25 protein-coding genes are annotated in these 25,088 nt (G+C 72.6%); 15 read left to right on the forward strand and 10 right to left on the reverse strand.

The genetic code is table 11. The features are described 5' to 3' along the window. Positions 1-5 precede the first annotated feature (5 nt). The 3 genes from ACIBD9_RS21345 to ACIBD9_RS21355 all read left to right on the forward strand — a co-directional run bounded on the left by ACIBD9_RS21345 (position 6) and on the right by ACIBD9_RS21355 (position 2,352). A complete protein-coding gene (locus ACIBD9_RS21345) occupies positions 6-815 on the forward strand; it encodes a helix-turn-helix domain-containing protein (protein ID WP_396720115.1) in 810 nt (269 codons plus the stop codon). A 115-nt stretch (positions 816-930) separates the two neighbouring features. After that, positions 931-1,299 carry a VOC family protein gene (locus ACIBD9_RS21350; protein WP_396720055.1) on the forward strand — a complete coding sequence of 123 codons (369 nt, stop codon included), beginning with the start codon at positions 931-933 and terminating at the stop codon, positions 1,297-1,299. A 195-nt stretch (positions 1,300-1,494) separates the two neighbouring features. After that, positions 1,495-2,352, forward strand: coding sequence for a helix-turn-helix domain-containing protein (locus tag ACIBD9_RS21355; protein ID WP_396720057.1), 858 nt, complete (start codon positions 1,495-1,497; stop codon positions 2,350-2,352). 121 nt (positions 2,353-2,473) lie between these two features. Here the strand turns inward: ACIBD9_RS21355 and ACIBD9_RS21360 are convergent, their stop codons facing one another. Next, entirely contained in the window at positions 2,474-2,767 is a 294-nt protein-coding gene (locus ACIBD9_RS21360) for an antibiotic biosynthesis monooxygenase (RefSeq protein WP_210785904.1), read from the reverse strand. Between the two features lie 83 nt (positions 2,768-2,850). Here ACIBD9_RS21360 and pnuC point away from each other — a divergent pair, with 83 nt between their 5' ends. The 3 genes from pnuC (at position 2,851) to ACIBD9_RS21375 (ending at position 5,940) form a co-directional block, all read left to right on the forward strand. Next, positions 2,851-3,507, forward strand: coding sequence for a nicotinamide riboside transporter PnuC (pnuC, locus tag ACIBD9_RS21365; protein WP_396720060.1), 657 nt, complete (start codon positions 2,851-2,853; stop codon positions 3,505-3,507). Continuing rightward, entirely contained in the window at positions 3,504-4,628 is a 1,125-nt protein-coding gene (locus tag ACIBD9_RS21370; protein WP_396720062.1) for an AAA family ATPase, read from the forward strand. The genes pnuC and ACIBD9_RS21370 overlap by 4 nt, the downstream gene beginning before the upstream one ends. Before the next feature lie 313 nt (positions 4,629-4,941). Continuing rightward, complete coding sequence (locus ACIBD9_RS21375) at positions 4,942-5,940, forward strand: TerC family protein (protein WP_396720064.1); 999 nt, start codon at positions 4,942-4,944, stop codon at positions 5,938-5,940. Between the two features lie 62 nt (positions 5,941-6,002). Here ACIBD9_RS21375 and ACIBD9_RS21380 read toward each other — a convergent pair whose 3' ends face one another. Together ACIBD9_RS21380 and ACIBD9_RS21385 are read right to left on the reverse strand one after the other, a co-directional pair. Then, complete coding sequence (locus ACIBD9_RS21380; protein ID WP_396720066.1) at positions 6,003-6,926, reverse strand: NlpC/P60 family protein; 924 nt, start codon at positions 6,924-6,926, stop codon at positions 6,003-6,005. A 58-nt stretch (positions 6,927-6,984) separates the two neighbouring features. Beyond that, complete coding sequence (locus ACIBD9_RS21385) at positions 6,985-8,082, reverse strand: mandelate racemase/muconate lactonizing enzyme family protein (protein ID WP_396720068.1); 1,098 nt, start codon at positions 8,080-8,082, stop codon at positions 6,985-6,987. Positions 8,083-8,126: 44 nt separating this feature from the next. Between ACIBD9_RS21385 and ACIBD9_RS21390 the strand changes: the two genes are divergently transcribed. Continuing rightward, on the forward strand, positions 8,127-8,924 hold the full coding sequence (locus ACIBD9_RS21390; protein WP_396720070.1) for a tyrosine-protein phosphatase: 798 nt from the start codon (positions 8,127-8,129) through the stop codon (positions 8,922-8,924). Here ACIBD9_RS21390 and ACIBD9_RS21395 read toward each other — a convergent pair. From ACIBD9_RS21395 to typA, 3 genes are all read right to left on the reverse strand, one after another. Beyond that, positions 8,893-9,594: a lysoplasmalogenase gene (locus ACIBD9_RS21395; protein WP_396720072.1), complete on the reverse strand. Its 702-nt coding sequence runs from the start codon at positions 9,592-9,594 to the stop codon at positions 8,893-8,895. The two genes, ACIBD9_RS21390 and ACIBD9_RS21395, sit on opposite strands and share 32 nt — an antisense overlap. A 76-nt stretch (positions 9,595-9,670) precedes the next feature. Then, positions 9,671-10,519: a serine hydrolase gene (locus ACIBD9_RS21400; protein WP_396720074.1), complete on the reverse strand. Its 849-nt coding sequence runs from the start codon at positions 10,517-10,519 to the stop codon at positions 9,671-9,673. Positions 10,520-10,632: 113 nt separating this feature from the next. Next, positions 10,633-12,501 (reverse strand): translational GTPase TypA, encoded by a 1,869-nt coding sequence (gene typA / locus ACIBD9_RS21405; RefSeq protein ID WP_396720076.1) that lies wholly within the window; start codon positions 12,499-12,501, stop codon positions 10,633-10,635. Positions 12,502-12,634: 133 nt separating this feature from the next. Here typA and ACIBD9_RS21410 point away from each other — a divergent pair, with 133 nt between their 5' ends. Continuing rightward, positions 12,635-14,050: a DedA family protein gene (locus ACIBD9_RS21410; protein ID WP_396720077.1), complete on the forward strand. Its 1,416-nt coding sequence runs from the start codon at positions 12,635-12,637 to the stop codon at positions 14,048-14,050. On the opposite strand, the gene ACIBD9_RS21415 is transcribed toward ACIBD9_RS21410, so the two are convergent. Beyond that, positions 14,047-16,170 (reverse strand): MMPL family transporter, encoded by a 2,124-nt coding sequence (locus ACIBD9_RS21415; RefSeq protein ID WP_396720079.1) that lies wholly within the window; start codon positions 16,168-16,170, stop codon positions 14,047-14,049. The genes ACIBD9_RS21410 and ACIBD9_RS21415 overlap by 4 nt on opposite strands. A gap of 123 nt (positions 16,171-16,293) precedes the next feature. Here ACIBD9_RS21415 and ACIBD9_RS21420 point away from each other — a divergent pair, with 123 nt between their 5' ends. The 5 genes from ACIBD9_RS21420 (at position 16,294) to ACIBD9_RS21440 (ending at position 21,480) form a co-directional block, all read left to right on the forward strand. Next, positions 16,294-16,809, forward strand: coding sequence for a MarR family winged helix-turn-helix transcriptional regulator (locus tag ACIBD9_RS21420; RefSeq protein ID WP_387171293.1), 516 nt, complete (start codon positions 16,294-16,296; stop codon positions 16,807-16,809). Positions 16,810-16,812: 3 nt separating this feature from the next. Continuing rightward, positions 16,813-18,492 carry a CocE/NonD family hydrolase gene (locus ACIBD9_RS21425; protein WP_396720081.1) on the forward strand — a complete coding sequence of 560 codons (1,680 nt, stop codon included), beginning with the start codon at positions 16,813-16,815 and terminating at the stop codon, positions 18,490-18,492. Positions 18,493-18,649: 157 nt separating this feature from the next. Beyond that, entirely contained in the window at positions 18,650-19,525 is an 876-nt protein-coding gene (locus ACIBD9_RS21430) for a hypothetical protein (RefSeq protein WP_396720083.1), read from the forward strand. 102 nt (positions 19,526-19,627) lie between these two features. Then, positions 19,628-20,203: an ArsR/SmtB family transcription factor gene (locus ACIBD9_RS21435; RefSeq protein WP_396720085.1), complete on the forward strand. Its 576-nt coding sequence runs from the start codon at positions 19,628-19,630 to the stop codon at positions 20,201-20,203. Continuing rightward, positions 20,200-21,480, forward strand: coding sequence for an MFS transporter (locus ACIBD9_RS21440; protein WP_396720087.1), 1,281 nt, complete (start codon positions 20,200-20,202; stop codon positions 21,478-21,480). The genes ACIBD9_RS21435 and ACIBD9_RS21440 overlap by 4 nt, the downstream gene beginning before the upstream one ends. A 48-nt stretch (positions 21,481-21,528) precedes the next feature. Here the strand turns inward: ACIBD9_RS21440 and ACIBD9_RS21445 are convergent, their stop codons facing one another. Next, positions 21,529-21,732 carry a cold-shock protein gene (locus ACIBD9_RS21445; protein ID WP_007462771.1) on the reverse strand — a complete coding sequence of 68 codons (204 nt, stop codon included), beginning with the start codon at positions 21,730-21,732 and terminating at the stop codon, positions 21,529-21,531. Between the two features lie 193 nt (positions 21,733-21,925). Here ACIBD9_RS21445 and ACIBD9_RS21450 point away from each other — a divergent pair, with 193 nt between their 5' ends. Together ACIBD9_RS21450 and ACIBD9_RS21455 are read left to right on the forward strand one after the other, a co-directional pair. Further along, on the forward strand, positions 21,926-22,609 hold the full coding sequence (locus ACIBD9_RS21450; RefSeq protein WP_396720089.1) for a class I SAM-dependent methyltransferase: 684 nt from the start codon (positions 21,926-21,928) through the stop codon (positions 22,607-22,609). A 101-nt stretch (positions 22,610-22,710) separates the two neighbouring features. Continuing rightward, positions 22,711-23,319 (forward strand): DedA family protein, encoded by a 609-nt coding sequence (locus ACIBD9_RS21455; RefSeq protein ID WP_396720091.1) that lies wholly within the window; start codon positions 22,711-22,713, stop codon positions 23,317-23,319. A gap of 220 nt (positions 23,320-23,539) precedes the next feature. Here ACIBD9_RS21455 and ACIBD9_RS21460 read toward each other — a convergent pair whose 3' ends face one another. Continuing rightward, on the reverse strand, positions 23,540-24,193 hold the full coding sequence (locus tag ACIBD9_RS21460; protein WP_396720093.1) for an MBL fold metallo-hydrolase: 654 nt from the start codon (positions 24,191-24,193) through the stop codon (positions 23,540-23,542). 7 nt (positions 24,194-24,200) lie between these two features. Next, positions 24,201-24,917, reverse strand: a complete 717-nt coding sequence (locus ACIBD9_RS21465) for a maleylpyruvate isomerase family mycothiol-dependent enzyme (protein ID WP_396720095.1) — start codon at positions 24,915-24,917, stop codon at positions 24,201-24,203. Positions 24,918-25,088 lie beyond the last annotated feature (171 nt).

Raw genomic sequence — 25,088 nt, forward strand, 5'->3', positions numbered from 1 at the left:
CGGAGGTGGCGCCGATCGGCGAGATGGTCCTCGGGCTGCCCGACGCCAGCCTGCGTCCGTTCGTCGACCGGTACGTGGGCTACCGGGAACGGGCGGACGTGCCACTGGTCCGCCGGGAGTCGGCGGGCGTCTTCGTGGTGCTGATCCTGGGTTGGGGCGCTCCGCTGGACGTGACCGACCCGCGCAGCGCGGAGCGCGGTGTCACCGCTGTCGACTCGTTCGTGGCCGGCACCTTCGACAGTTGGTGCACCACGCGCACGGTGGGTGTGGGGGAGGGCGTCGAGTTGCTGCTCGCCCCGCTGACCGCCCGCCGTCTCCTCGGCCTGCCGTTGAGCGAGCTGACCAATCGGGCCGTCGACGTCGGGCAGCTCCCGGGCCGTTGGCTCGATCGGCTGCGCGGCCAGCTCGCCGAGGCCCCCGGCTGGCCGGAGCGGTTCGCCCTGCTCGACAGGGTGCTCACCGCCCGGCTGGCGGCGTCCCCGCCGGTGGATCCGCGGCTCGACTGGGCGTGGCGGTGGCTCGTCGCCAGCGCGGGGCGGGGAAGCGTCGGGATGCTCGCCGACGAGTTGGGCTGGAGCCGGCGGCACCTCGCGTCCCGGTTCCGGCAGGACGTCGGGCTGCCGCCCAAGATGGCCGCCCGGCTGCTGCGTTTCCAGCAGGCTCACGCGGCGTCGACCCAGGTCGGCGCGACCGGGCGGGCCGTCGACTGGGCCGCGGTGGCGGCGGGCTGCGGCTACTACGACCAGTCCCACCTGATTCGGGACTTCCACCAGTTCGCGGGGGCGACGCCGGCCGCGCTGCTCACCGCCCGGTGACGACGGCCGGCTGACCGCGGCCGCGCCGGCGACCGCCCCCGTTTACTGCTACCCGGGGCAGCGGAGGTCACATTCGTCCAATCCGGATCGGCGCCGCCGGCCGCAGAATCGGGTCATGCGAACCATCTATCCGATCTTCCGTTATCCCGATCCCCGCGCCGCGATCGACTGGCTCGGCGCCGCCTTCGGTTTCCAGGTGCATGCCGTGCACGAGGCGCCGGACGGCACGGTGGCGCACGCCGAACTGGTCCTCGACACCGGCATGATCATGCTGGGTGGCCGGGCCGACGCCCCGTCCCGGCCGGCCGCCGACGACTGGTCGGTCTACGTGGCCGTGCCGGACGTCGACGCGCACTGCGCCCGGGCGCGCGCGGCCGGCGCCGAGATCACCCGCGAGCCGTTCGACACCGACTACGGCTCCCGTGACTACGCCGCCCGCGATCTGGCCGGCAACGTCTGGTCCTTCGGCACCTACCGGCCCTGAGCCCGCCGCACCGACCAGGACCAACGGGCCGCCGAGATCGGAATTCGCCGGCAGTAACCGCTGCTGACCTGCGGAAACGGTACGTGCGGGCCGGCCCGGCCGGTCGGCGGGGCCGAATGCCCTGATTGCGGTGCGCGAGCGAGGTATTGCACTGGGTGATCGTCCTGCGTAGTCTCCCTCGGTGGGGAGGCCGGGATGCCGCTGCCAACAAGTCCTGTCATTCGACGTGCACGTCTCGGCGCAGAGCTGCGCCAACTCCGTCGGCGCGAGTCGCTGACCCTGGAGCAGGTCTGCGACAGGTTGGGCTGGGCCTCGACGTCGAAGCTGTCCCGCATCGAGCTGGGGCAGAGTCGCCCGGACCTCGCCGACGTGCTCGACCTGCTGGACGTCTACAAGGTGCCCACGCCCGCCCGGGAGGCGCTGATCGTCATCGCCCGGGACGCGGCGACCAGCCGAGGCTGGTGGAAGACGCTGGGCGAGATGAGCGAACGGCAGCGCACCTATGCCGAGTTGGAGGCGGGCGCCGCCGACATCGTCGAGTTCCAACCGTCGGTGGTGCCGGGGCTGCTCCAGACGCCCGCGTACGCCCGGGTGCTGGTCACGGCGGGCGCCCAGCTCACGCCCCAGGTCGATGTGGAGGCCGAGGTGCGCGCCCGGGCGCTGCGGCAGGAGGTGCTGCGGCGGGCCTATCCGCCGCGCTACACGGCGGTGCTCGCCGAGGCGGTCTGCGACCAGGGTGACCTGCCGGTGGCGGTCTGGCGTGAACAGCTGCGGCATCTGGTCGCCGTGACCGGGTTGTCCCACGTCACGGTGCGGCTGTTGCCACGGGGGGCGGCCGGTGGCGGGCTGCACCCGCTCACACCGTATTCCTGCTATGCCTTTCCCGACCCGGCGGACCCGCGGACGGTGATGCTCGAGGCGTTGACCACCGACGTGCGGTTGGCCACCGTGCTCGACGTCGACCGTTACGAGCGGATGACCGCGGCGCTGCTGGCCGCGGCGCTGTCACCGGAAGAGACGGTCACCGTGCTGGCCCGCCGCGTCGGCGAGTAACGGTTGCGGGTGTCGACGGTGCGGCGCCGCGCGGCCACCGGGCCCGGCGCCCCCGAGTCCGTCGGGACCGGCGGCCGGCGCGTGCGCACGGCACGATAACCGCGGGGTACGACAGCTCGGCTCAGGCGGGTACGTCGAGGAAGTGTTCCACCACTGGCGGTCCGGCGAAGTGGGGCCCGATCAGCGCCCGCCACTTGTCGAACCGTTCGGTGGCCCGGAAGTTCTTCTCGTGCGCCTCGACCGAGTCCCATTCGACGAGCAGCACGAAGCGGGTCGGTGACTCGATTCCTCGGGTCATCCGCACGGACCGGCAGCCGGTCGCACCGGCGAGCACCGGGTGACCCTCGGCGTACGCGGCGGCGAACGCGTCCTCGTGTCCGGGTAGTACATCGATCAGCGCGACCTCAAGCACCATGTCGGACAGCCTCCCACGGTGGTGGGGGCAGTCGGTGTCGCGGGGGTCTGTTCCGGCGTCGGCGCCGCCCCTAGGGTGGCTCAATGATCATCGACTGGCTCACCGGCACCGCGTTTCGGGTGGCCGGTACGGGCACCACCTGGGCGGAGTTGCTGGGGTTCGCGACAGGTGTGCTCAACGTGTGGCTGGTGGCCCGGCAGAAGATCGCCAACTGGCCGATCGGCATCGCCAACGTGCTGCTGCTCATGCTGCTGTTCTGGACCGCCGGGCTGTACGCCGACGCGGGGCTCCAGGTCGTGTACGTCGCGCTCGGCTGCTACGGCTGGTGGCACTGGCTCTTCGGTGGCGAGCGGCGCAGCCGGCTCACGGTGAGCCGGACGGGGCGACGGGAGTGGCTGGCGCTGGCCGCCGCCGGGGTGCTGCTCACCGGCGCGCTCTGGGTGCTGCTGGACCGGGCCACCGACTCGACCGTGCCGCTGCCGGACGCGTTGACCACGGCGCTGTCCCTGCTGGCCACGTACGGGCAGACCCGCAAGCGGGTGGAGAGTTGGTGGCTCTGGATCGCCGCCGACCTGATCTACATCCCGTTGTACGCGTACAAGGGGCTGCACCTGACCGCCGGCCTCTACCTGGTCTTCCTCGCCCTGTGCGTACTCGGTTTGCGGGCCTGGCGGGCCGACAGGCTTCGGGCCGACCGGCCGAGCGCGGTTCCGCCCGGCCCGGCCCCGGTCACCGCGTGAGCGCCGAGACGTCCGGCCCCGCGCCGGCACCACGCGTGCCGGCGCGTTCGGCCGGTGCGGAGTTCGGGCACGGGATGGTGGTGGGCAAGTTCTATCCACCGCACGCCGGGCACCACGCGCTGATCGGGGCCGCCGCCGCCCGCTGCGCCGAGGTGACAGTCGTCGTGGCGCCCTCACGTCGGGAGTCCATTCCACTCGCGCTGCGCCTCGACTGGTTGCGGGAGGCGCACGCGGACACGCCGTGGGTCCGTTTCGTCGGCAGGTACGACGACCACCCGGTGGACTACGCGGATCCGGCCGTCTGGGACGCGCACTGCGCGGTGTTCCGCGAGGCGGTCGGGTCGGTGCCGGTGGACGCGGTCTTCTCCTCCGAGGCGTACGGCGCCGAGTTGGCGCGCCGCTTCGACGCCGTACCCGTGTCGGTGGATCCGGATCGGCGGACCGTGCCGGTGTCCGGAACGGCGGTGCGCGCGGACCCGGCGGCTCACTGGCGGTGGCTGAGTCCGCCGGTGCGGGCGTGGTTCGTCCGGCGGGTGGTGGTGGTCGGGGCCGAGTCGACCGGGACCACGACGATGGCGGCGGCGCTCGCCGGGCACTACGGCACGTCCTGGGTGCCGGAGTACGGCCGGGAGTTGACCGCTCGCAAGCTGGCCCGGTTGCGCGAGCGAACTCCGGAGGCGACCGTCTTCGACGTCACGTGGGACCGGGACGACTTCCGCGCCGTGGTCCGCGAACAGCAGGCGGCCGAGGACGCGGCGGCCCGGACGAGCGGGCCGCTGCTGGTCTGCGACACCGACGCGCGGGCGACGGCGGTGTGGGAGGAGCGCTACCTGGGCAGCGCGTCGGAGGAGGTGCGCGCGGCGGCCCGCCGGCCGGCGCTGTACCTGCTGACGGATCACCGGGGGGTGCCGTTCACCGATGACGGGCTGCGCGACGGTGAGCACCTGCGTGCCTGGATGACCGAGCGGTTCCGCAGCGAGCTGGCGGGGTGCGGGGTGCCGGTGGTGGAGCTGACCGGATCGCACGCCGAGCGGTTGGCCCGGGCGGTGCGGGCCTGCGACGACCTGCTCGCGGCCGGCTGGTCACTCGCCGACCCGATCGCCGCACCCGACCTGCACTAGCCTCCTAGGAAGCAACAGGGGGTGTGACGCATCGCGCGGGTGGCCAGCACCACCGGGTGCCCGGGGTGTGATCACGGGGCGTGGTGGGCAACAATGGTCACCGAGGAGGGGAGTATTCCCCCGCAACGGAGTCGTCAGCACGGTCGATCGCCGGAACCACGGCGGCCCGACCCGGCCCCGTAGGTCGCCGCCCCAGGTGGGGCGACGGCGGAAGAGACCTCCGACAGTCACCAGAGTGAGCGACAGCGGCGCGCCGGCTCCCGCAGGGGCGTACGGTGTGCCCGACGCCGCGTGTCTGCCGGAGGAATGAACGTTGGACGTGTCCGGATTGGTGTGGGCGGGGACGCTTGTCGCACTGACTGCGGTCCTGCTCGTCGACCTGTTGATCATTGGTCGGCGCCCGCACGAGCCCAGTGTGCGGGAGTCGAGCCTCTGGGTCGCCTTCTACGTCGGTCTTGCCCTGCTCTTCGGCGCGGGTGTCTGGCTGACCTCCGGGGCCAGCGCGGCCGGGCAGTTCTACACCGGCTGGCTCACCGAGTACAGCCTCTCGGTGGACAACCTCTTCGTCTTCGTGATCATCATGGCCCGCTTCGGGGTGCCTCGGCAGTACCAGCAGAAGGTGCTGCTCGTCGGCATAGTGCTGGCGCTGGTGATGCGCGGCGGGTTCATCGCCGCTGGTGCGGCCCTGATCACGCAGTTCTCCTGGGTCTTCTACATCTTCGGCGCGTTCCTGATCTACACCGCGGTGAACCTGGCCCGCCAGGGTGAGCCGGACGAGGACGAGTTCTCCGAGAACGTGCTGATCCGGTGGAGCCGCAAGGCGCTGCCGATCTCGAAGGACTACGACGGCGCGAAGCTCACCACCCACGTGGCCGGCAGGCGGCTGTTCACCCCGATGCTGATCGTGATGATCGCGATCGGCACCACCGACCTGATCTTCGCACTGGACTCGATCCCGGCGATCTTCGGCATCACCCAGGAGCCGTACCTGGTCTTCACCGCGAACGTCTTCGCGCTGATGGGCCTCCGTCAGCTCTACTTCCTGCTCGGTGGCCTGCTCGACCGGCTGATCTACCTGAGCTACGGCCTGGCCGTCGTGCTCGGCTTCATCGGGGTCAAGCTGGTGCTGGAGGCGCTGGCCGACAACAACCTGCCGTTCATCAACGGTGGCGAGCACGTCGGTTGGGCGCCGCACATCCCGATCTGGTTGTCGCTGCTGGTCATCATCGGCACGCTGGGCGTCGCCACCGCCGCCAGCCTGATCAAGTCCTCCCGGGACCGGCGTCGCGAGCTGGCCGACGCCCGACGCTGACCGGTCACCGGCCGGGTGCGGACACGCGCCCGGCCGGCAAAGTGCGGCCTCCGAAACACGCCCTAGACCCGGTGGGCGCCCACCAGCGTGGCGGTGCGGTCGGCCGGTAGCGGCTCCTCGATGACCCGCCGTCGCCGGTAGCAGGCGTGCAGCATCCGGCGCTGGCCGCCGTCGCCGGGTGGGGCGGTGACGATGCCGATGTGGTGGATCTTGCGGCCGGGTCGGGCGAAGAAGTAGAGATCGCCGGGGCGTTCCGCGCCCAACGGCAGTGGGGTGGTGGCCACGGCCTGGTCGTCGGCGTCGCGGGGCAGCAGCACCCCGAACCGCCGCCAGGCCAGGTGTACCAGCCCCGAGCAGTCGATGCCGTGCGCGGAGAGACCGCCCCAGATGTAGACCACGTCCAGCAGTCGCTGTGCCACCGCGAGCGCCTGCTCGGCGGTCGGCGACGTGGCCGGCGCCGGGACCAGGTGCCCGTCGGGCAGCCAGAGCGGCGTGCCCAGGCCGGGGACGTGCACCGGCCGCCAGTCGTCGTACGCCGGGCCGGCCGGGACGAGGCGGGTGCCGACGACGACGCCGGGCAGCACCACCGGCCCGTTCGGGGCGGCGTGCAGGCCGGTGACCGTGGCGTCCACCACCAGCGGGTGTTCGGTGCTGGTGTGGGCCGGGTCGGGAACGGCCAGTTGCCCCGCGGGGAGCCAGCCGGGGTAGCCGCGAGGATCCAGCTTGGCGGCTGGTTGTTCGACGGCGACGACCCGGGCCCAACCGTCCGGGCGGAGCTCGCTGACGAGGACCCGTTCGCCGAGCAGAAGTTGGCTCAGCACGCAGTCGCCGACCTGCTGGTCGGTGTCCAGTCCGGAGACCCAGGTCGGGATGTCGACACCGGCGGTCAGCGCCGGGCAGTCGACCGGGCGGACCGCCTCGGGGGAGGTCCACAGCGTCGCCACGGCGACCCGGACGACGGCCTCGCGGCCCGGTTGCAGCTCCACGTCAACCCCCAGCTCGGTCGGCTGTCCAGGGAAACCCTATGAAAGAAACCCACGGTCCTCAACCACGAGCCTGCACTTTTGCTTCAGCAAGGCCGGAGATGCCCAGGCCAGGGGCGTCCGGCAGCACCACGGCCGCCCCGTCGTAGCGGATGCCGCCCTGCACCGGCGACCAGGCCAGCCACCACGCGGCGTCCAGGTCGGCGACCGCAGTGGTGCCGTACGCGGCGACCAGGCTCGCCGCCGCCCCGATACCGACCTGGCTCTCCATCATCGAGCCGACCACCGTGCCGAGCCCGTGGGCGGTGGCCAGGTCGAGGAGGGTACGGGCCGGGTGCAGCCCACCGCACTTGGCCAGCTTGACGTTGACCAGGTCGGCGGCCCGGCGGCGGATCACCTCCACCAGGTCACGGACCCCGAAGACCGCCTCGTCGGCCAGGATCGGCACGGACACCCGGTCGCTGACCCAGGCCAGCCCGTCCAGGTCCCAGCGGATAACCGGCTGCTCGACCAGCTCCACGTCGAGCCCGGCGTCCTCGATGCCGCGGATCACCCGGACCGCCTCCCGGGGCGTCCAGCCCTGGTTGGCGTCCAGCCGGATCCGGGTGCCGAGGCCAACCGCCGTCCGTACCGCCCGCACCCGGTCCAGGTCACTCGCCGCGTCGGTGCCGACCTTCAACTTGAGCACGTCGAAGCCGTCGGCCTGCCGCTGCCGTGCCGCGGTCGCCAGGTCCACCGCGTCGCCCGCCGCCAGCGTGACGTCCGTCGGGACCCGCAGCGAGGTGCCTCCGAGCAACCGCACCAGGGGTACGCCCAGCCGCCGCGCGGCGAGGTCGTGCAGGGCGACGTCCACCGCCGCCTTGGCGGCCTCGTTGCCGACCACCGCGCGCTGCACCTCGGCGCAACGGGCTACCAGGTCGTCCGGGTCACGGCCGATCAGCTGTGGGCCGAGCATCTCGCGGACGCAGGCCTGGGCACCGGCGACGGAGGCGCCGGTGACCTGCCAGACCTGGGGCGCCTCGCCGAAGCCGGACCGGCCGTCGCTGTCGACGAGTTCGACGACCAGGGTGTCCACTGTGGTGGTACGGCGCAGTGCGGTGACGAACGGGGTGTGGAGGGGAGCGGAAACCCGGTGGGTGCGTACCGCCGAGATCGTCATGTGAGGCACCCTATACGGAGGTTCACGGCGGGAGGGGAGACCGGATGACCGGGCAGGGCTGGGAGCTGGTGGGTGCACCGAACGCGCGTGATCTGGGCGGGCTCGTCGGCGCGGACGGGCGACGGGTCCGGGTCGGGCAGCTGATCCGCACCCCGGCGCTGGGTCGGCTGACCGACGAGGACCTGCCGGTGCTGGCGAAGCTCGGTCCGGCGTGCGTGGTCGACCTGCGCGACGGCACGGAGATCGCGGTTGCCCCGCAGGACCGGTTCGCCGGTGAGCCACGGGTGGTGCGCCTGCCGGTGCACGATCCGGAGCACCCGGTCTTCACCTACGTCTCGGCGGTGCTGCTCGGTCACGACCTGGACGCGTACGCGGAGCTGGCCCGGCAGGGCACGGCGGGGGCGATGGCGGCGATCTACCGCTGGTTCGTCACGGGTGAGTCGGCGCGGGCCGGTTTCGCCGAGGCGGTGCGGCTGGCGGCCCGGCCGGAGAACCTGCCGCTGCTCTACCACTGCTCCGCCGGCAAGGACCGCACCGGGTGGTTGACCGTCATCCTGTTGACGGCGCTCGGCGTGGACGAGGCGGCGATCCGCGCCGACTACCTGCGCAACAACGAGCTGACCGACAGCCTGCGGGCGGTGATCGTCGAGGCGATGCGTCGGCGCAATCCCGAGCTGGACGTCGACGCGGTGCTGCCGGTGCTGGAGGTCCGCGCCGAGTACCTCGACGCCGGGTACGCCGAGGTGCGTCGGGTGCACGGCTCGTTCGACGCGTACCTGCGCGACGGGCTGGGGCTGACCGACTCCGACCTCAGCGCGCTGCGGGCGCAGCTGCTGGAGTGACCGGTGCGTCGGTGGGTGTGCCGGCGTGGGCGGCGCGGCCGGTGACGATCAGCGCCTGACCGGCGGCGTAGGTCGCCATCACCAGCACCGGTGCGCCGGGTGGTTGGGCCACCTCGGCCACCCCGGCGGCGATCAGCAGGTCGGAGCCGAGGAACAGCGCGGCGCCGAGGCCGACGCGCCAGCCCTGGGTGGTGGCGGTGCTGGCCATGGCGGCCAGCGCGAGCGCGTAGCCGGCCACCGGCACGGCCAGCCCGGCGTCGGTGAGCCCGGCCCACATCCAGGTCAGGGCGACGACGGTCAGCACCGCGTACCCGAGGGGGACGGCGACCAGCGGCGCCCGGCGCAGCGCGGCGGCGGCGCCGTGTCGGGTGAAGGCCGCGAGGTAGCAGAGGTGCGTGCCGAGGAAGCAGGCCATGCCGGCGAGGAACCAGCCGGTGCCGTCGATCATGAGAGCGATGTCGCCGCCGGTGGCGAAGGCCAGCCCGGCGAGCAGCAGCCGGTCCGGTCGGGCCGCGCGTTCGGCGCTGGCCCGCCAGAGGTACGCGGCCAGCAGCGGCATCAGCAGCGGCTTGGTGAGCAGGAAGGCCACGCCGCCGCCGGTGGCGTTGGCCAGCAGGTTCGCGGCCGTCACGACGAGGAAGGCGATCAGCACGGTGCGACTGCGGGGCATCGGCGGCTCCGGGGTGGGGGTGCGTGCAGCCTAACCGGAGTCGGCGGCGTTGGGCCCGGTCGCCGAGGCTGTCGGGTCAGAGCTGGTGGCGGGCGGCCCAGACCTGCGCCGAGATGTGCGCGAGCAGCAGGCAGGCGTCGTCCTCCACGTCGTCGCCACCGGCCAGGTCGGTGGTGGTGCAGACGGCGATCAGGTACGGCGGGGCGTCGTCGGGCAGCACCACGCCGGCGCCGTGGCGGACGCCGCGTACCCAACCGTTCTTGTGCGCGATGCGGGTGCCCTCGGGCAGGCCGGCGGCGAGGTCCTCGCGGTGTTCCTGGGCGAGCAGGACGTCCAGCATGGTGGTGCAGGCGGCCGGCGAGGCGAGGTGACCGGGGGTGTCGGCGCCGGTGGCCAGGGTGCCGAGCAGGGCGGCCAGGTCGGCGGCGGTGACCGTGTTGGTGATGCCGGCCTCGCGGGCGGCGAAGTCCTCGATGCCGCGGCCGGTGACGCTGTTGCGGGCGCCGGCGAGCGCCCAGACCTCGGCGACCGCGGGCAGCCCGACGTGGCCGAGGACGAGGTTGGTGGCGAGGTTGCTGGAACGCACGATCATCCGGTCGGCCAGCCAGCGCAGCGTCGCCGTGCCGCCGAGGCGGTCCCAGACCGCGTCGTCGTTGTCGTAGTGCTGCGCGTTGGCGAAGCGGGGTGCGCCGGGCTGGGCGGAGTCGAAGTCGTTGACGACCGGGACCGGGGCGTCGAGGTCCAGGGTGCCGGCCTCGGCGGCGCGGTGCAGCGCGGCGAGCACCGCCACCTTCATGGTGCTCGCGGCGTAGTGGGCGGCGTCCGGGTGGCGGGTCCAGGTGGGCGGCGCGTCGAGCCGCCCCACGTACGCGGAGACGGTGCCGGGCACCCGGTCCAGGTGGGCATCGAGATCATCCCAGGTCATGCCGGTGACCGTAGCGGATCACGGGGTGGGCGGGTTCGCGTACCCGTGGGGGGAGAGCGGACGGGCGCGCCGGCCGCAAGCGGCCGACGCGCCCGGTGTCGGGTGCTGGTGGGTCAGCCGGCGTGCTTGCGGCGGGCGGCGGCGCGGCCGCGCTGCTGCTGGTCGAGCACCACCTTGCGGATGCGCACCGCGGTCGGGGTGACCTCGACGCACTCGTCCTCGCGGCAGAACTCCAGGGCCTGCTCGAGCGAGAGCTTGCGCGGCGGGATCAGCTTCTCCGTCTCGTCGGAGGTCGATGCCCGCATGTTGGTGAGCTTCTTCTCCTTGGTGATGTTGACGTCCATGTCGTCGGAGCGGGAGTTCTCCCCGACGATCATGCCCTCGTACACCTCGGTGGTGGGGTCGACGAAGAGCTGGCCGCGCTCCTGGAGGTTGATCATCGCGAAGGCGGTGACCGCGCCGGCCCGGTCGGCGACCAGCGAGCCGTTGTTGCGGGTGCGCAGCTCGCCGAACCACGGCTCGTACGACTCGAAGACGTGGTGCAGGATGCCGGTGCCCCGGGTGTCGGTGAGGAACTCGGTGCGGAAGCCGATCAGGCCGCGCGCCGGAACCAGCCACTCCATCCGGATCCAGCCGGTGCCGTGGTTGACCAGCTGCTCCATCCGGCCCTTGCGGGTGGCGAGGAGCTGGGTGATGGCGCCCAGGTACTCCTCCGGGGCGTCGATGGTCAGTCGCTCGACGGGCTCGCAGGTCTTGCCGTCGATCTCCTTGGTGACCACCTGCGGCTTGCCGACGGTCAGCTCGTAGCTCTCCCGGCGCATCTGCTCGACCAGGATGGCCAGCGCCAGCTCACCGCGGCCCTGCACCTCCCAGGCGTCCGGCCGCTCGGTGGGCAGGACCCGCAGCGACACGTTGCCGATCAGCTCCTTGTCGAGCCGGTCCTTGACCATGCGCGCGGTGACCTTGGAGCCCTTGACCCGGCCGACCAGCGGCGAGGTGTTGGTGCCGATGGTCATCGAGATGGCCGGCTCGTCGACGGTGATCAGCGGCAGCGCGACCGGGTTCTCGACGTCGGCCAGCGTCTCACCGATCATGATCTCCGGGATGCCGGCGACGGCGATGATGTCGCCCGGGCCGGCGGTCTCGGCCGACGTGCGCTCCAGGCCCTCGGTCATCAGCATCTCGGAGATGCGGACCCGCTGGGTGCTGCCGTCGGTGCGGCACCAGGCCACCGTCTGACCCTTGTTGATGGTGCCCTGACGGACCCGGCACAGCGCCAGCCGGCCGAGGAACGGCGAGGCGTCCAGGTTGGTGACGTGCGCCTGCAGCGGCGCGCCGTCCTCGTACGAGGGTGCCGGGATGGTGTCCAGCAGGGTGCGGAACAGCGGCTCCAGGGAGGTGCTGTCGTCGGGGACCGAGCCGTCGGCGGGCTGGGTCAGCGAGGCGATGCCGTCGCGGGCGCAGGCGTAGACGATCGGGAAGTCGATCTGCTCCTCGTCGGCGTCCAGGTCGAGGAAGAGCTCGTAGGTGTCGTCCACGACCTCCTTGATCCGGGCGTCCGGGCGGTCCACCTTGTTGATCACCAAGATGATCGGCATCCGGGCCCGCAACGCCTTGCGCAGCACGAAGCGGGTCTGCGGCAGCGGGCCCTCGCTGGCGTCGACGAGCAGCACCACACCGTCGACCATGGTCAGGCCGCGCTCCACCTCGCCGCCGAAGTCGGCGTGGCCGGGGGTGTCGATGATGTTGATGGTGACCGGGTCGGAGCCGTCGGCCGGCAGGTAACGCACGCCGGTGTTCTTGGCCAGGATCGTGATGCCCTTTTCCCGCTCCAGGTCACCGGAGTCCATCACCCGCTCGGTGTTCTCGCCGCGTGCGCCGTACGCGCCGGCCTGCCGCAACATGGCGTCGACCAGGGTGGTCTTGCCGTGGTCGACGTGAGCGATGATGGCGACGTTGCGGAGGTCGGTGCGAAGCTGCATACCCTCTATCCTTCCGCCTGCGCTCGCGCAGGCTGCGTCGGGGTCACCCCCAGGTGCCCCTGATCTATGGTGAAACCGCTGTGCCGGTGGTTCCTCCGGCTGGCATGCTGGCTCCCGTGTCCCGGGGGCCTGAGTGCACGACCTGCTGACCTGGGTGCAGAGTCTGCCCACCCTGTGGATCTACCTGGTCGCCGCGCTGATCGTGGCGGGCGAGACCGCGGTGATCTTCGGCCTGCTCGTGCCGGGTGAGGCTACCCTGCTGCTGGTCGGCTTCCTCACCTACAACGGTACCTTGCGGCTCGGGCCGGCGTTGCTCGCGATGATCGTCGCGGCGTTCCTCGGCGATGGGCTGGCGTTTCGCGCCGGACGGCGGTACGGCTCTCGGCTGCGCGCCGGGCTGGGTCACCGGGTCGGGCCGCAGCGGTGGGCCCGCGCCGACGCCATGCTGGCCCGCCTCGGTGGGCGGGGCGTGTTCGCCGCCCGGTGGGTGGCTTTCGCCCGCACCCTGGTGCCCCGGCTGGCCGGTGCGGCCGGCATGCCGTACCGGCGGTTCGCCCTGTGGAACCTGGCCGGGGTGGTGACCTGGGTGGGCGGCTCGGTGCTGCTCGGTCACCTCGCGGGTGAGTCGTACGACACGGTCTCCCGGCTGCTCGGTCGGGCCACCGGGGTGACGTTCCTGCTGTTGGCCGGCCTGGTGGGTGTGGTGCTGGTCGGCCGGTGGCTGGGTCGTAACCCCGACCCGGTGCGCGCGCTGCTGTCCCGGGCGGGCGCGCTGCCCCCGGTGCGGTGGCTCACGGCCCGCTACGGGGTGCTGTTCTTCCTGGTGGCGATGCGGATCGGCCCGGCCTGGACGCTGCTGCTCAATCTGGCCGCCGGGCTGCTGTTGCTGTTCGCCGCCGGGCTCGCCATCGCCGGTCTGCTCGCGGTGGCGGTCCGCAACAGTGGTCTGGCCGCGCTGGACGGGGCCATCGCCGGGTGGTTCGCCGCCCGGCGTACCCCGGACGCCGCCGACGCCACGCTGGTCGTGGTGTCGGTGGTACGCGGGTGGGTGTTGATCCTGTTGGTGGCGCTGGTGGCGGCGGTGCTGGCGTGGCGCAACCGGCCCTGGCGGGCGGACCTGCTCAGCGTGGTCGGCACGGTGGGCGCTTTCGTGCCGCTGGTGGTCCTGGCCGTGGTGGCCGAGCTGACCGGCCCGAACGGGACCGCCCCGGGCGGCGGGGAGGTGGCCCCCCTCTCGACCCAGAACGCCGTGGTCGCGGCGAGCTTCTGCACCCTGGCCTGGCTGGTGTCGCGCAGCGCCCACTGGCCGGTGGCCGTCGCCGCCTGGACCGCCGCCGCGGCGGGGGTGCTCGGGATCGGCGGCGCGCGGCTCTACCTCGGGCTGGACACGGCGAGCGGGACCGCGGCGGCGGTGCTGCTCGGGGTGCTCTGGACGGTGGTGTTCATGATCGCCTGGGCGACCCGGGACCGGGCGGTGGGGGATCGTCAACCGCCGGTGGACCAGACCGGGCGGCCGTCGCAGGGGGACCGCCGCCCGGTCGAGCCCTAGGGCGCGGCGACCGGTTCGGGTGACCTCGGGGTGGCCGGCACCGGGTCCCGCGCGATGCGGCCGGGCCACCAGAAGCGGTCGCCGAGCAGGAACGCCAGCGCCGGCACCAGGACCGTGCGGACCAGCAGGGTGTCGAGCAGGACACCGATGCAGACGATGATGCCGATCTGGGTCAGGGTGATCAACGGCAGCACGCCGAGCACGGCGAAGACCGCGGCGAGCAGCACTCCGGCGCTGGTGATCACGCCGCCGGTGACCCGCAGGGCGGAGAGTGTCCCGGCGCGGGTGCCGACGCTGCGGGCGTCCTCCCGGGCCCGGGTGACCAGGAAGATGTTGTAGTCCACCCCGAGCGCCACCAGGAACACGAAGGCGAGCAGCAGCACGCCGCTGTCCAGGGCGGGGAAGCCCAGCACGTGGTCGAAGAGCAGCCAGGCCGCGCCGAGGCTGGCGAAGAACGACGCGATCACGGTGAGCACCAGCAGCAGCGGTGCGAGCAGGCCGCGCAGCAGGAGCACGAGCACGGCGCCGACCAGCAGCAGGATGATCGGCAGGATGAGTCGTAGGTCACGCTCGTTGGCCTCGTCGGAGTCGTAGGTGGCGGCCACGGAGCCACCGACGATCGCCCCGGACGGGGCGTCGGCGCCGGCGGCGGCCGGCGGCGCCGAGTCGGGAACGACGGCGACCGCCTCGCGCAGCGCCTCGATCGCCCGGTCCGAGGCGGTGGTGCCGGGTTCGGCGTCGAGGACCACGTCGACCTGGGCGACGGCCGTGCCGGCGTCGCCGGGGCGCGCCGAGGCGACACCGGGTACCGCGGTGGCGGCGTCGGTGACCGCCCGCACCGCCGCCGGGGTGGTGAGCACGGCGACGGGTTGGGTGCTGCCGGCCGGGAAGGCCCGCGCCAGGGTCTGCGCCCCGGTCACCGCCTCGGGCTCGGCCCGGAACTGTTCGGTCTCGGACAGGCCGGTACGGATGCCGAGCCCACCCAACGCCAGGCCGCCGAGGAGCAGCGTGGCCAGCGTGGCGACCACCATCGGGCGGCGTTGCACGGCGGCGCCGAGTCGACCCCAGAGTCGGCCCTCGCGGACCGGGCCGCCGACGCGGGGTACGAACGGCCAGAACAGGCCGCGACCGAAGAGCACCAGCACGGCGGGGAGCACGAACAGGGCCGAGAGCATGGCGAAGACCACACCGGTGGCGCACGCCACCGCCAGCGCCCGGTTGGTCTCCTGCTCACTGAGCAGCAGGGTGAGGACGCCGAGCACGACGGTGCCGCCACTGGCCAGGATGGGCTCCGCGGTGCGGCGTAGCGCGGCGCGCATCGCCGCGAACCGGTCCTCCTCGCGGCGCAACTCCTCCCGGTAGCGGGCGATGAGCAGCAGCGCGTAGTCGGTGGCGGCGCCGAAGACCAGCACGCTGGCGATGCCGGTGACCTGACCCTGCTGGAGGTTGATGCCGACACCGGGCACGATGACGTCCACCGCGCGCAGGGTGAGCTGCTCGGTCGCGGCGACCACGGCCAGCGGCACGATCCACAGGAACGGGCTGCGGTAGGTGATCAGCAGGAGCAGCGCGACCACGGCGGCGGTCACCACGAGCAGGGTGACGTCGGCGCCGTCGAAGACCGAGGAGAGGTCGGCGGTGAACGCCGGGGCGCCGGTCACCTCGGCGGTCAGCCCGTCGGGCAGGTCGGCCAGGGTGGCGCGCAGCTGGGTCACCGTCTCGGTGACGACCTCCTGCCCGCCGGCGGTGTCCAGCGGTACGGCGACGAGGGCGACCGCGCCGTCCGGGGAGACCTGGGCGGGGCTGACCTGCCCGCCCACCGCGAAGCGGCGCAGGCCCTCGGCGCGAGCGCCGACGGTGGCCCGGTCGGCCTCGCTCAGGGTGCCACCGTCGCCCCGGCTGAGCACCACGATGGCCGGTTGCACCTCGCTGGAGGGCAGCTGGTCCTGGAGACGTTGCACCTGGGTCGACTGCCACTGCGCGGACAGGCCGGTGGCGGAGACCGGCGCCGGGTTGTCCGGCTGGGGCGTCGCGAAGACGGCCGCGCCCACGACGATCGCGGCGGCCACGGTGAGCCAGGCGGCCAGCCGGCCGCGAGCGACTCTGGTGAACACAGACATCAGGTGACCTCAAGGTCTTTCGAAAGCCGAGTATCTCGGTAACCGAGATTATCCAGGGCTGTTCTATGCTGCAACCCGAAGGACCGACGACGGGAAGAGCGGCGCGAGGTGGCGACTCACGGCATGTACCGACGGCGCGACACGCGCCGCGAGCAGCTGGTCGCGGAGATCACCAACAACCTCCGGCGGTACGCGGTGGACGCCCAGCAGGTCGGCCACGCCTTCGCCAACCTGCACGGCCTCAACCCGACCGACCTGCAGGCGTTGATCGCGGTGATGGACGCCGAGCTGCTCGGTGACCCGATCACCCCCGGCCGCCTCGGTGAGCAGCTCAACCTCTCCTCCGGCTCGGTCACGGCCCTGATCGACCGGCTGGAACGGGCCGGGCACATCCGCCGGGACCGGGACACCGTCGACCGCCGCAAGGTGCTGCTGCACTACGCCGACCAGGGCGCCGCCCTGGCCATGCAGTTCTTCCAGCCGCTGGGCGCCCGCACCGACACGGTGATGGACCGCTTCGGCGAGGACGAGCTGGAGGTGGTGCACCGGTTCATGGCGGAGATGAGCGAGTCGCTGCGGGGGCACCGGGACGCGGTGCGCGCCGCCCGGCCGGAGTCACCCCGCCGCCCGACGGGCTGACCGGTGCCGGACCGGCTCGTCACCCGCCTCGCCAGCGCCGCGCTGCGGCTGCCGCCGACCCGCCCCGGCCCGGTGCGGGTCACCCGGGACCTCCCGGTGCGGGCCCGCGACGGTGTGGTGCTGCGCACCGACCACTACGCCCCCGGCGTCGGCGGCGCGCCGACCGTGCTGATCCGCACCCCCTACGGGCGGGGCGGTCCACTGCGGCTGCTCGGTCGGCTGCTCGCCGCGCGGGGTCGACACGCGGTGATCCAGTCGTGCCGGGGCACCGGCGGCTCCGGTGGGACCTTCGCCCCGCTGGTGCACGAGCGCGACGACGGCGCGGACACCCTGGACTGGCTGCGTCGCCAGCCCTGGTGGTCCGGGCAGCTGGGCATGTTCGGGGTCAGCTACCAGGGCTTCGCCCAGTGGGCGCTGGCCGCCGACGCCGGCGAGGAGCTGCGCGCGATGGTCGCCGTGGTGACCGCCTCGGCCACCCGCGACTCGACGTACGCGGGGGAGTCCTTCGCCCTGGACACCGTGCTCACCTGGGCGGAGCTGCTGCACGCCCAGACCGTGCCGTGGCTGGCCCGGCAGTGGGAACTCAAGCGGGGGCAGCCCCGGCTGGCCGCCGCGCTGGAGCACCTCCCCCTGGCCGACGCCGACCGGGTGGCCACCGGGGTGACCATCCCGTTCTTCCAGGAGTGGCTGCGCCACCACACCCCGCAGGCCGCGTACTGGCGGACCCGGGTCTTCGCCGACCGGGTCGCCCAGGTGCGGGCGCCGGTGGTCATGGTCACCGGTTGGCACGACATCTTCCTTCCCGCCCAGCTCGACGACCACGCCGTTCTGCGCGCCGCCGGCACACCGGCGCGCCTGGTGATCGGCCCGTGGACGCACGGCAGCCCCGGACTGTTCGTGGCCGCGCTGCGCGAGGGGCTGGCCTGGCTCGACGAGCACCTGCCCGCCGCGCCCCGGCCGCCCGCACGGGCGCGGTCCGCCGCGCCGCCGGTCCGGCTGTACGTCAGTGGTGCCGGCGGCGGCTGGCGGGACCTGCCGGACTGGCCACCACCGGCGGTCGAGACCGCCTGGCACCTGCAACCCGGTGGTGCGCTGGCGGCGCGCCCGCCGGTCGCGTCGACGCCGGACGAGTTCCGCTACGACCCCGCCGACCCCACCCCGTCGCTGGGCGGGCCACTGCTCGTCGCCCAGCGGGCCGGCCCGGTGGACAACCGGCGCGTCGAGGCCCGCCCCGACGTGCTGACCTACACCAGCGACCCGCTGACCGAGCCGGTCGAGGTGATCGGCCCGGTCCGCGCCGAGATCCACGTCCGCAGTGACCTGCCGTACCTGGACGTCTTCGTTCGTCTGTGCGACGTGGACCGCAAGGGTCGTTCGTGGAACGTGTGCGACGGTCTGGTGCGGGTCACCCCGGAGCGCTTCCCGGCCGATCCCTGCGGCGTGCTGCGGGTTCCGGTGCCGCTCTGGCCGACCGCGTACCGGTTCGCCGCCGGGCACCGACTGCGGGTGCAGGTCTCCGGTGGTGCCCATCCACGATGGGCCCGCAACCCCGGCACCGGGGAACCCCTCGGCACGGCGGTGACGCTGCGTGCCGGCCAGCGGCAAGTTTTGCACGATCCGGCTCACCCCTCGGCGCTGCTGTTGCCAATCGTCCACTCTGAACCTCGGCAATCTCCAATCTGAACTGACCTGCTCTGAGCTGGGCGTTTGTCCAAAACACGGGCTATGGTTGAGTCAACGCCCGGCGCCGTGCATCAGTAGGCCGGGCTCGTCCAAAGCCCAACACCGCGTACGCGGTGTGACGTCGCGCCCGGTCCCCGCCTCTCGAAAGGGGGACCCCATGACCCGGGCCCCGGCTAATCTTCTGGCCGTCCGAAGCCTTCTCCTCACTCACCTCGACAACGCCCCGGGGCCCGACGACCTGGATCCGGGCGAGGTCGGCATCGTCGGCGACCCGGCCCACCGGGGCGGCTACCACTGCGGATCGGACCGGGTGGTTACCAACGACTACTCGGTGGTCGAGTCGCCCCGGGACAGGGCCGGGCTGACCCTCGACGCGGCGGCGCTGGACGTCGGCCCGTTCGAGGTCCACTCCGGTGGTCGCACGAGCACTCTGGCCAGCTTCTCGGTCTGGTGCGTCGCACAGTGCGCCGCGAGCGCAGCCGACACCCGGGACATCCGCGAGATCATCTACAGCCCCAACGGCACCACGGTGAAGCGGTGGGATCGCCTCGGCAAGCGCAGCAGCGGCGACGATTCACACCGCTGGCACACGCACTTCAGTTTCTTCCGCGACGCGATCAAGGCAGGCCGCGACCAGCGGCCGTTGTTCCGCCGCTACCTCAGCACCATCGGACTCCTGGAGGACGACGACATGACCCCCGAAGAACACAACTGGCTGGCCACCGTCCACAAGAACCTCACCGTGCTGGATGGCCGCAACCCGATCGGACAGACCTACACGCGGATAGCGTTGGGTGAGGACGCCACCGTCACCGGCTTCGTTGCGACGCATCCGACCTTGAAGACGCTCGGCGCGCAGATCGCCACGATGCAGCTCGCGCTCACCACGCTGGCCGGCAAGGACGTCACCGACGAGTTGGCGATCATCCAGGGCGTACTGGCCGGACTAACCCCGGAGAAGATAGCCGCAGCCATTCCACCGACCCTGGCCAAGCAGGTCGCCGACGAACTGGCGCGACGCATGGTCGCCTGAGCGGCGCCAGCCGGCTCTGCCGGCGCGAGATGACACTGATCCGCAACGACTGTTGCGCAATATTTATTGCGCAACAGTCGTTGCGGATGTCATTCTGTCGGCATGGACAGCTCCGACGTACGCCAGATCACCGACTCCCGGGTGCTGGCCGCCATGTCCCACCCGCTGCGCCGCCGGCTGATGGACGTGCTCAAGGTGCACGGCCCCTCCACCGTCGGCCTGCTCGCCGAGCGCACCGACCAGGCTCCCGCGAACGTCAGCCACCACCTCAAGGTCCTCGCCGGCGCGGATCTGGTCACCGAGGCGCCCGAGTTGGCCCGGGACCGGCGCGAGCGGTGGTGGCGCCTGGTCACCCGGGCGCTGCGCTGGTCCAACACCGACTTCGACGCCGACCCGGCCTCCCGAGCGGTCGCCGACGCCGCCACCTCACTCAACCTCGACCGGCACGTCGCCCTGGCCCGGGCCTGGCACGCCGCCGACGAGACCACCCAGGCCAGCTGGAACGACGCGCCGTTCTCCACCGACCACTGGCTGCGCCTCACCCCCGAGGAACTGGCCGAGCTGAGCCACGAGCTGATCGACGTCCTCGCGCGCTGGGCCAACCGGGACCTGCCCGACGACGACGCCGACCGCAGGCCGGTCTTCGTGTTCGTCCACGGCGTACCGGCCCGACCGTGACCACCGCCACCCGCGGCGACTCCACCGACGTCCGGCCGAGCGGAGGGCTGCTCCGGCACCGCGACTTCCGGCTGCTCTGGGCCGGCCAGGCGGTCAGCAGCGTCGGCAGCAACGTCACCACGGTCGCGCTGCCCCTGGTCGCGGTCACCGTCCTCGACGCCGGCACCTTCCAGGTGGCGGTGCTCACCGCCGCGGCCTGGCTGCCCTGGTTGCTGATCGGCCTGCCGGCCGGCGCGTGGGTCGACCGGCTGCCCCGCCGGCCGGTGATGGTGATCTGCGACCTGCTCTGCGCGGTGGCTTTCCTCAGCGTGCCGCTGGCCGCCCTGCTGGACCGGCTCACCGTCGCGCAACTGCTGGTGGTCGCCCTCGGCGCGGGCACCGCACGGGTCTTCTTCGAAACCGCCGACCAGGTCTACCTGCCGGTGCTGCTGCGACCCGGGCAACTGCCGGAAGGCAACGCCAAGCTCCAGGCCACCCAGACCGTGAGCTACGTCGTCGGGCCCGGCCTCGCCGGTCTGATCGCCCAGCTCACCGGTGCCGTCGCCGCACTGCTGCTGGACGCGCTCACGTTCCTGCTCTCCGCGGTGTTCCTGCTGCGCATCCGCACCCGCGAACCACGGGTACGCCCCTCGGACCGAACCCGATCGCTGCGCCGCGACATCACCGAGGGGCTGCGCTTCGTCATCCGGGACCCGTACCTGCGGGTGCTGACGGTCTTCGGCGCGGCCAGCAACATCGGGCTGACCGGCTACCAGGCCGTCCTGGTGGTCTTCCTGGTGCGCGACCTGCGTCTCGAGCCGGGCCTGGTGGGCGGGCTCGTCGGAGTGATGAGCGCCGGCGGGATCATCGGAGCGCTGCTCGCCACCACGGTGGCGCGGCGCTACGGCACCGCGCGAGCCCTGCTGATCGCGGCGGCGCTCACCGGCCCACCCGCGCTACTCATTCCGCTCGCCGCACCCGGCGTCGGGCTGGCCTGGCCGGCCGTCGGCGGTCTGCTGATCGGCCTCGGGGTGGCCATCGGCAACGTGGTCAAGGGCGCCTTCCGGCAGACGTACACGCCGCACCACCTGCTGGGCCGGGTGACGGTGAGCATGCACCTGCTCAACTACGGCACGATCCCGTTGGCAGCCGTGCTGGCCGGTGCGGTCGGCGCGCGTTACGGCGTCGGGACGGCAATCGTCGTGATGACCGCCTGGTTGGCGGTCACCCCGTTGATTCTGTTGGTGGGGCCGATCCGGAGGCGGCGGGACCTGCCCGCCGCCCCGGCGGCGTCTTGAGTGCGCTGCGACGGCGGCCGGAGACCGGCCGCCGTCACCGGCACGGAGCTACATCGGGCGGACGTTGTCCGCCTGCGGACCCTTCTGCCCCTGGGTCACCTCGAACTCGACCTTCTGGCCCTCGTTGAGCTCCCGGTAGCCGCTCGAAGCGATGGCGGAGTAGTGGACGAAGACGTCCGGCCCTCCACCGTCCTGCTCGATGAAGCCGAAGCCCTTTTCCGAGTTGAACCACTTAACCGTGCCGGTTGCCATGCATCTCTCCCTGTTCAAAGCGGCTGACCCTCGGCCTCTGGCCGATGATCGCCCGTACCTGTTCGACAGTAACGGGCAAAACCCCAATCCGCTGGCCGAAGTGCCGTAGGTCTTTGACGGAACTCGGGTGAACTCTGCGCGCCGGCATGCGAAACCCGCCCCGACCAACCGCCGCTGGGGCATGCTTGCGCCGATGAGGGATGCCGCAGCCGACGCGCTGACCGAGCTGGAACGCGAAATCCACGCGCCCGGCACCGGTCTCGACCGGCTCCGGTTGATGCCCACACCGTTCGTCCCCGAGGTGCGGCTGCACCTGGCCGAGGACGCGATCGTCTGGTGGGCCCGGATGGAGGCCGCCGCCGGGCACGCGCTGCCGGCGCCGTACTGGGCGTCCGCCTGGGCCGGAGGGCAGGCCCTGGCCCGCCACCTCCTGGACCACCCGGAGATGGCCGCCGGCCGCCGGGTGCTCGACCTCGCCGCCGGGTCCGGGCTGGTGGCCATCGCCGCCGCGCTCGCCGGCGCCGCGGAGGTGATCGCCAACGACATCGACCCGTACGCCGTCGCCGCCGTCACCCTCAACGCGCGGGCCAACCACGTCGACGTCGACGTCACCGGGGACGACCTGCTCGACAGCACCGACGCGAAGGTCGACCTGGTGGTCGCCGGGGATGTGTTCTACGACCGCGCGATGGCCGACCGGATGCTGCCCTTCCTGCAGCGGGCCGCCGCCGCGGGCGCCGACGTGCTGGTCGGCGACCCCGGCCGCGGACACCTACCGACGGACCGCCTGACCGTGCTGGCCGACTACCCGGTGCCCACCACCGAACCGTCGGTCGACTCGTCGTTACGCCACGTGCAGGTGCTGCGCCCCGCCTGAGGCCCGACCACGACTCAGGGGCGACCCCGAGGCCGATCCCAGGGGTCACTGGGGGCTACGACCCGATGTCCGAAGTGGCGCGACGGCCATAGCGTCGACGCATGACGCAATGGCTGGCCCAGATCGGAGAACTACCGGTTCTGCTGCTGATGGGCGCGCTCGGGCTCGTCATGCTCTTCGACGCCGTACCCCTGCTGGGTGTCCTCGTCCCCGGCGACGTCGCGATCCTCGCCGCCGTCGGCGTCGGCCGCCCGAGCACCGGGCTGGCCACCTTCACCGCGGTGCTGATCGGCTGCCTGGCCGGCTGGTCGCTGAGCTTCCTGATCGGCCGACGCTACTCCGACCGGTTGCGCCACAGCCGCGTCGGCGGCTGGATCGGCGAGACCCGTTGGACGGCGGCGGAAGGAATCCTGCGCCGCGGCGGCGGCCGGATGATGGTCGTCGCGCCGTTCCTGCCGGTCTTCAACGCGCTGTTGCCACTGGCCGCCGGTGGGCTGCGGATGTCGTACCGCCGATTTCTCGGCTGCGCGACGATCGGCGCGGCCGCCTGGGCCGGTCTCTACCTCGCCCTGGGCACCGCGTCACGGTCGGTGGCCGGGCTGCTGCCGGGCGACCCCAGCCCGCTGCTGGTCACGATGGGCGTCGGGCTGGTGCTGGCCTCCGTCGCGTTGCTGGGGGCGCGGCGGCGGTTGTTCTCCGTCGTCGGCTGAGCTTTTCTCTGGGGGCGCTCGGGGCCGGGTTGCGGTGGGTGGGGCGGGGGCCCGCCGTGCCCGGCTCCGGGCGGTCAGGCTTGATCCCTGCGCCGGGCACGGCGGGCCCCCGCCCCCGTCGTGGTGCCGGCTCGCGCGCGGGGTGCCGCCGCCCGTCGTCGGGGGCTATTGATCTGGGTGGTTCTTGGTCGACGGTTGGTGATCTTGGTTGGTGGTGGGGTTACCAGCCTCGGGCTTTCCACTGGGGGAGGGCGGGGCGTTCCGCGCCCAGGGTGCTGTCCTTGCCGTGGCCCGGGTAGAACCAGGTGTCGTCCGGTAGCTGGTCGAACAGCTTGTGCTCGACGTCGCCGATCAACGCCGCGAAGCGTTCCGGGTCCTTGTCGGTGTTACCCACCCCACCGGGAAAGAGACTGTCGCCGGTGAACAGGTGCGGGGTGCCGGCCGGGTCGCGGTAGAGCAGCGCGATCGAACCCGGGGTGTGCCCCTTGATGTGGATGACCTCCAGCGCGCAGTCGCCGACCGCCACTGTGTCGCCGTCGGCCAGCCGCTCCGCCTCGATCGGCAGCCCCGCCGCGTCATCGGCGTGCACCAGCGCCCGGGCGCCGGTCTTGGCGACGACCTCCTCCAGCGCCACCCAGTGATCCATGTGCTGGTGGGTCGTCACCACGGCGGTGAGCCCACCGTCACCGATCAGTTCGAGCAACCGGGGTGCCTCGTTGGCGGCGTCGATCAGCACCTGGTCACCGGTGCCCGTGCAGCGCAGCAGGTAGGCGTTGTTGTCCATCGGGCCCACCGACAGCTTGCTGATGGTCAGCCCGTCCAGCTCCCGAACCGCCGGGGCGCCGCCGTGCGTGACGTCTCCGCTGTATGTCATGACGTTTCTAAATCCATTCCGGTGGAGTAGGCAGGGGACCGTCGGGGGTGACGGAGAGTGGGGCGCCGTCGGCACGGCCGATCAGCCAGGCGGCGAGGTCGGGGGCGGGACCGGCGACGATCGGGGCGCCGGCGCGCTCACCGATCACCACCTCGTGCTCGCTGCCGTCGAGGCGCAACACCATCGACGGTGGTGTCGGCCCCATGGCGTGGTGGCTGGCCGCCTCGCGCAGCAGCCGGTGGGCGAACGTCTCCGACCAGTGCGCGGCCCGGTAGTCGGCGGCCAGATCGAGGTGGTGCACCTCGATCTCCCGCAGTCGGCCCCAGACGAGCAGCGCGGCCGGCCACGGCCCCTTACGCGCCTGCACCGTCGCCGCCCAGGCCTCGGCCGGCATCGCCGCGACCGCCTCGGAGAACAGGTCCGCGGTGCGTCGCAGGTCGTCCAGGTGCTCCGCCGGTGGCCGGCTCGAACCGGCTTCGATGTCCGCCGTGCGGGCCTCCAGCGAGGCGTACATCGGCAGCGCCTGCCCGGTGCGGGCCGCGGTGAGCAGGTTGACGAAGCCGTCGGCGTTGCGTGCCAGGTGCGCCAGCACGTGGCCGCGCGTCCAGCCCGGCAGCAGCGACGCGGCGGCCAGGTCCGCGGCGTCGAAAGACGCAGCGGTACGGAGTAGTCGGCTGGTGGCCGCGTCCACCTCGCCCATCAGCAGCAGCGGATCCGTGGTCACCCGTCGACCCTAGCGGTCCGTCGTCGTGCCGTCGCCGGGGAAATCGCTTTCGGCGCGTCGGCACGCCACCTACCGTCAGCGGCAGACGCGGCACCGGGACATCGGACGGAGGTGGTGATCATGCCGGACGTGGCACGCGTGTTCCGCCATCACCAGCTTCGACACCGATGA

Source organism: Micromonospora sp. NPDC050784 (assembly GCF_044456765.1).
In the GTDB taxonomy this organism is placed as follows: domain Bacteria; phylum Actinomycetota; class Actinomycetes; order Mycobacteriales; family Micromonosporaceae; genus Micromonospora; species Micromonospora foliorum.

Excerpts from the sequence above, each read along its gene's own strand:
- ACIBD9_RS21350 (WP_396720055.1), top strand. The coding sequence starts at position 931 with ATGCGAACCATCTATCCGATCTTCCGTTATCCCGATCCCCGCGCCGCG.
- ACIBD9_RS21355 (WP_396720057.1), top strand. The coding sequence starts at position 1,495 with ATGCCGCTGCCAACAAGTCCTGTCATTCGACGTGCACGTCTCGGCGCA.
- ACIBD9_RS21360 (WP_210785904.1), bottom strand. The coding sequence starts at position 2,767 with ATGGTGCTTGAGGTCGCGCTGATCGATGTACTACCCGGACACGAGGAC.
- pnuC (WP_396720060.1), top strand. The coding sequence starts at position 2,851 with ATGATCATCGACTGGCTCACCGGCACCGCGTTTCGGGTGGCCGGTACG.
- ACIBD9_RS21385 (WP_396720068.1), bottom strand. The coding sequence starts at position 8,082 with ATGACGATCTCGGCGGTACGCACCCACCGGGTTTCCGCTCCCCTCCAC.
- ACIBD9_RS21390 (WP_396720070.1), top strand. The coding sequence starts at position 8,127 with ATGACCGGGCAGGGCTGGGAGCTGGTGGGTGCACCGAACGCGCGTGAT.
- ACIBD9_RS21395 (WP_396720072.1), bottom strand. The coding sequence starts at position 9,594 with ATGCCCCGCAGTCGCACCGTGCTGATCGCCTTCCTCGTCGTGACGGCC.
- ACIBD9_RS21400 (WP_396720074.1), bottom strand. The coding sequence starts at position 10,519 with ATGACCTGGGATGATCTCGATGCCCACCTGGACCGGGTGCCCGGCACC.
- typA (WP_396720076.1), bottom strand. The coding sequence starts at position 12,501 with ATGCAGCTTCGCACCGACCTCCGCAACGTCGCCATCATCGCTCACGTC.
- ACIBD9_RS21415 (WP_396720079.1), bottom strand. The coding sequence starts at position 16,170 with ATGTCTGTGTTCACCAGAGTCGCTCGCGGCCGGCTGGCCGCCTGGCTC.
- ACIBD9_RS21420 (WP_387171293.1), top strand. The coding sequence starts at position 16,294 with ATGTACCGACGGCGCGACACGCGCCGCGAGCAGCTGGTCGCGGAGATC.
- ACIBD9_RS21430 (WP_396720083.1), top strand. The coding sequence starts at position 18,650 with ATGACCCGGGCCCCGGCTAATCTTCTGGCCGTCCGAAGCCTTCTCCTC.
- ACIBD9_RS21435 (WP_396720085.1), top strand. The coding sequence starts at position 19,628 with ATGGACAGCTCCGACGTACGCCAGATCACCGACTCCCGGGTGCTGGCC.
- ACIBD9_RS21445 (WP_007462771.1), bottom strand. The coding sequence starts at position 21,732 with ATGGCAACCGGCACGGTTAAGTGGTTCAACTCGGAAAAGGGCTTCGGC.
- ACIBD9_RS21450 (WP_396720089.1), top strand. The coding sequence starts at position 21,926 with ATGAGGGATGCCGCAGCCGACGCGCTGACCGAGCTGGAACGCGAAATC.
- ACIBD9_RS21455 (WP_396720091.1), top strand. The coding sequence starts at position 22,711 with ATGACGCAATGGCTGGCCCAGATCGGAGAACTACCGGTTCTGCTGCTG.
- ACIBD9_RS21460 (WP_396720093.1), bottom strand. The coding sequence starts at position 24,193 with ATGACATACAGCGGAGACGTCACGCACGGCGGCGCCCCGGCGGTTCGG.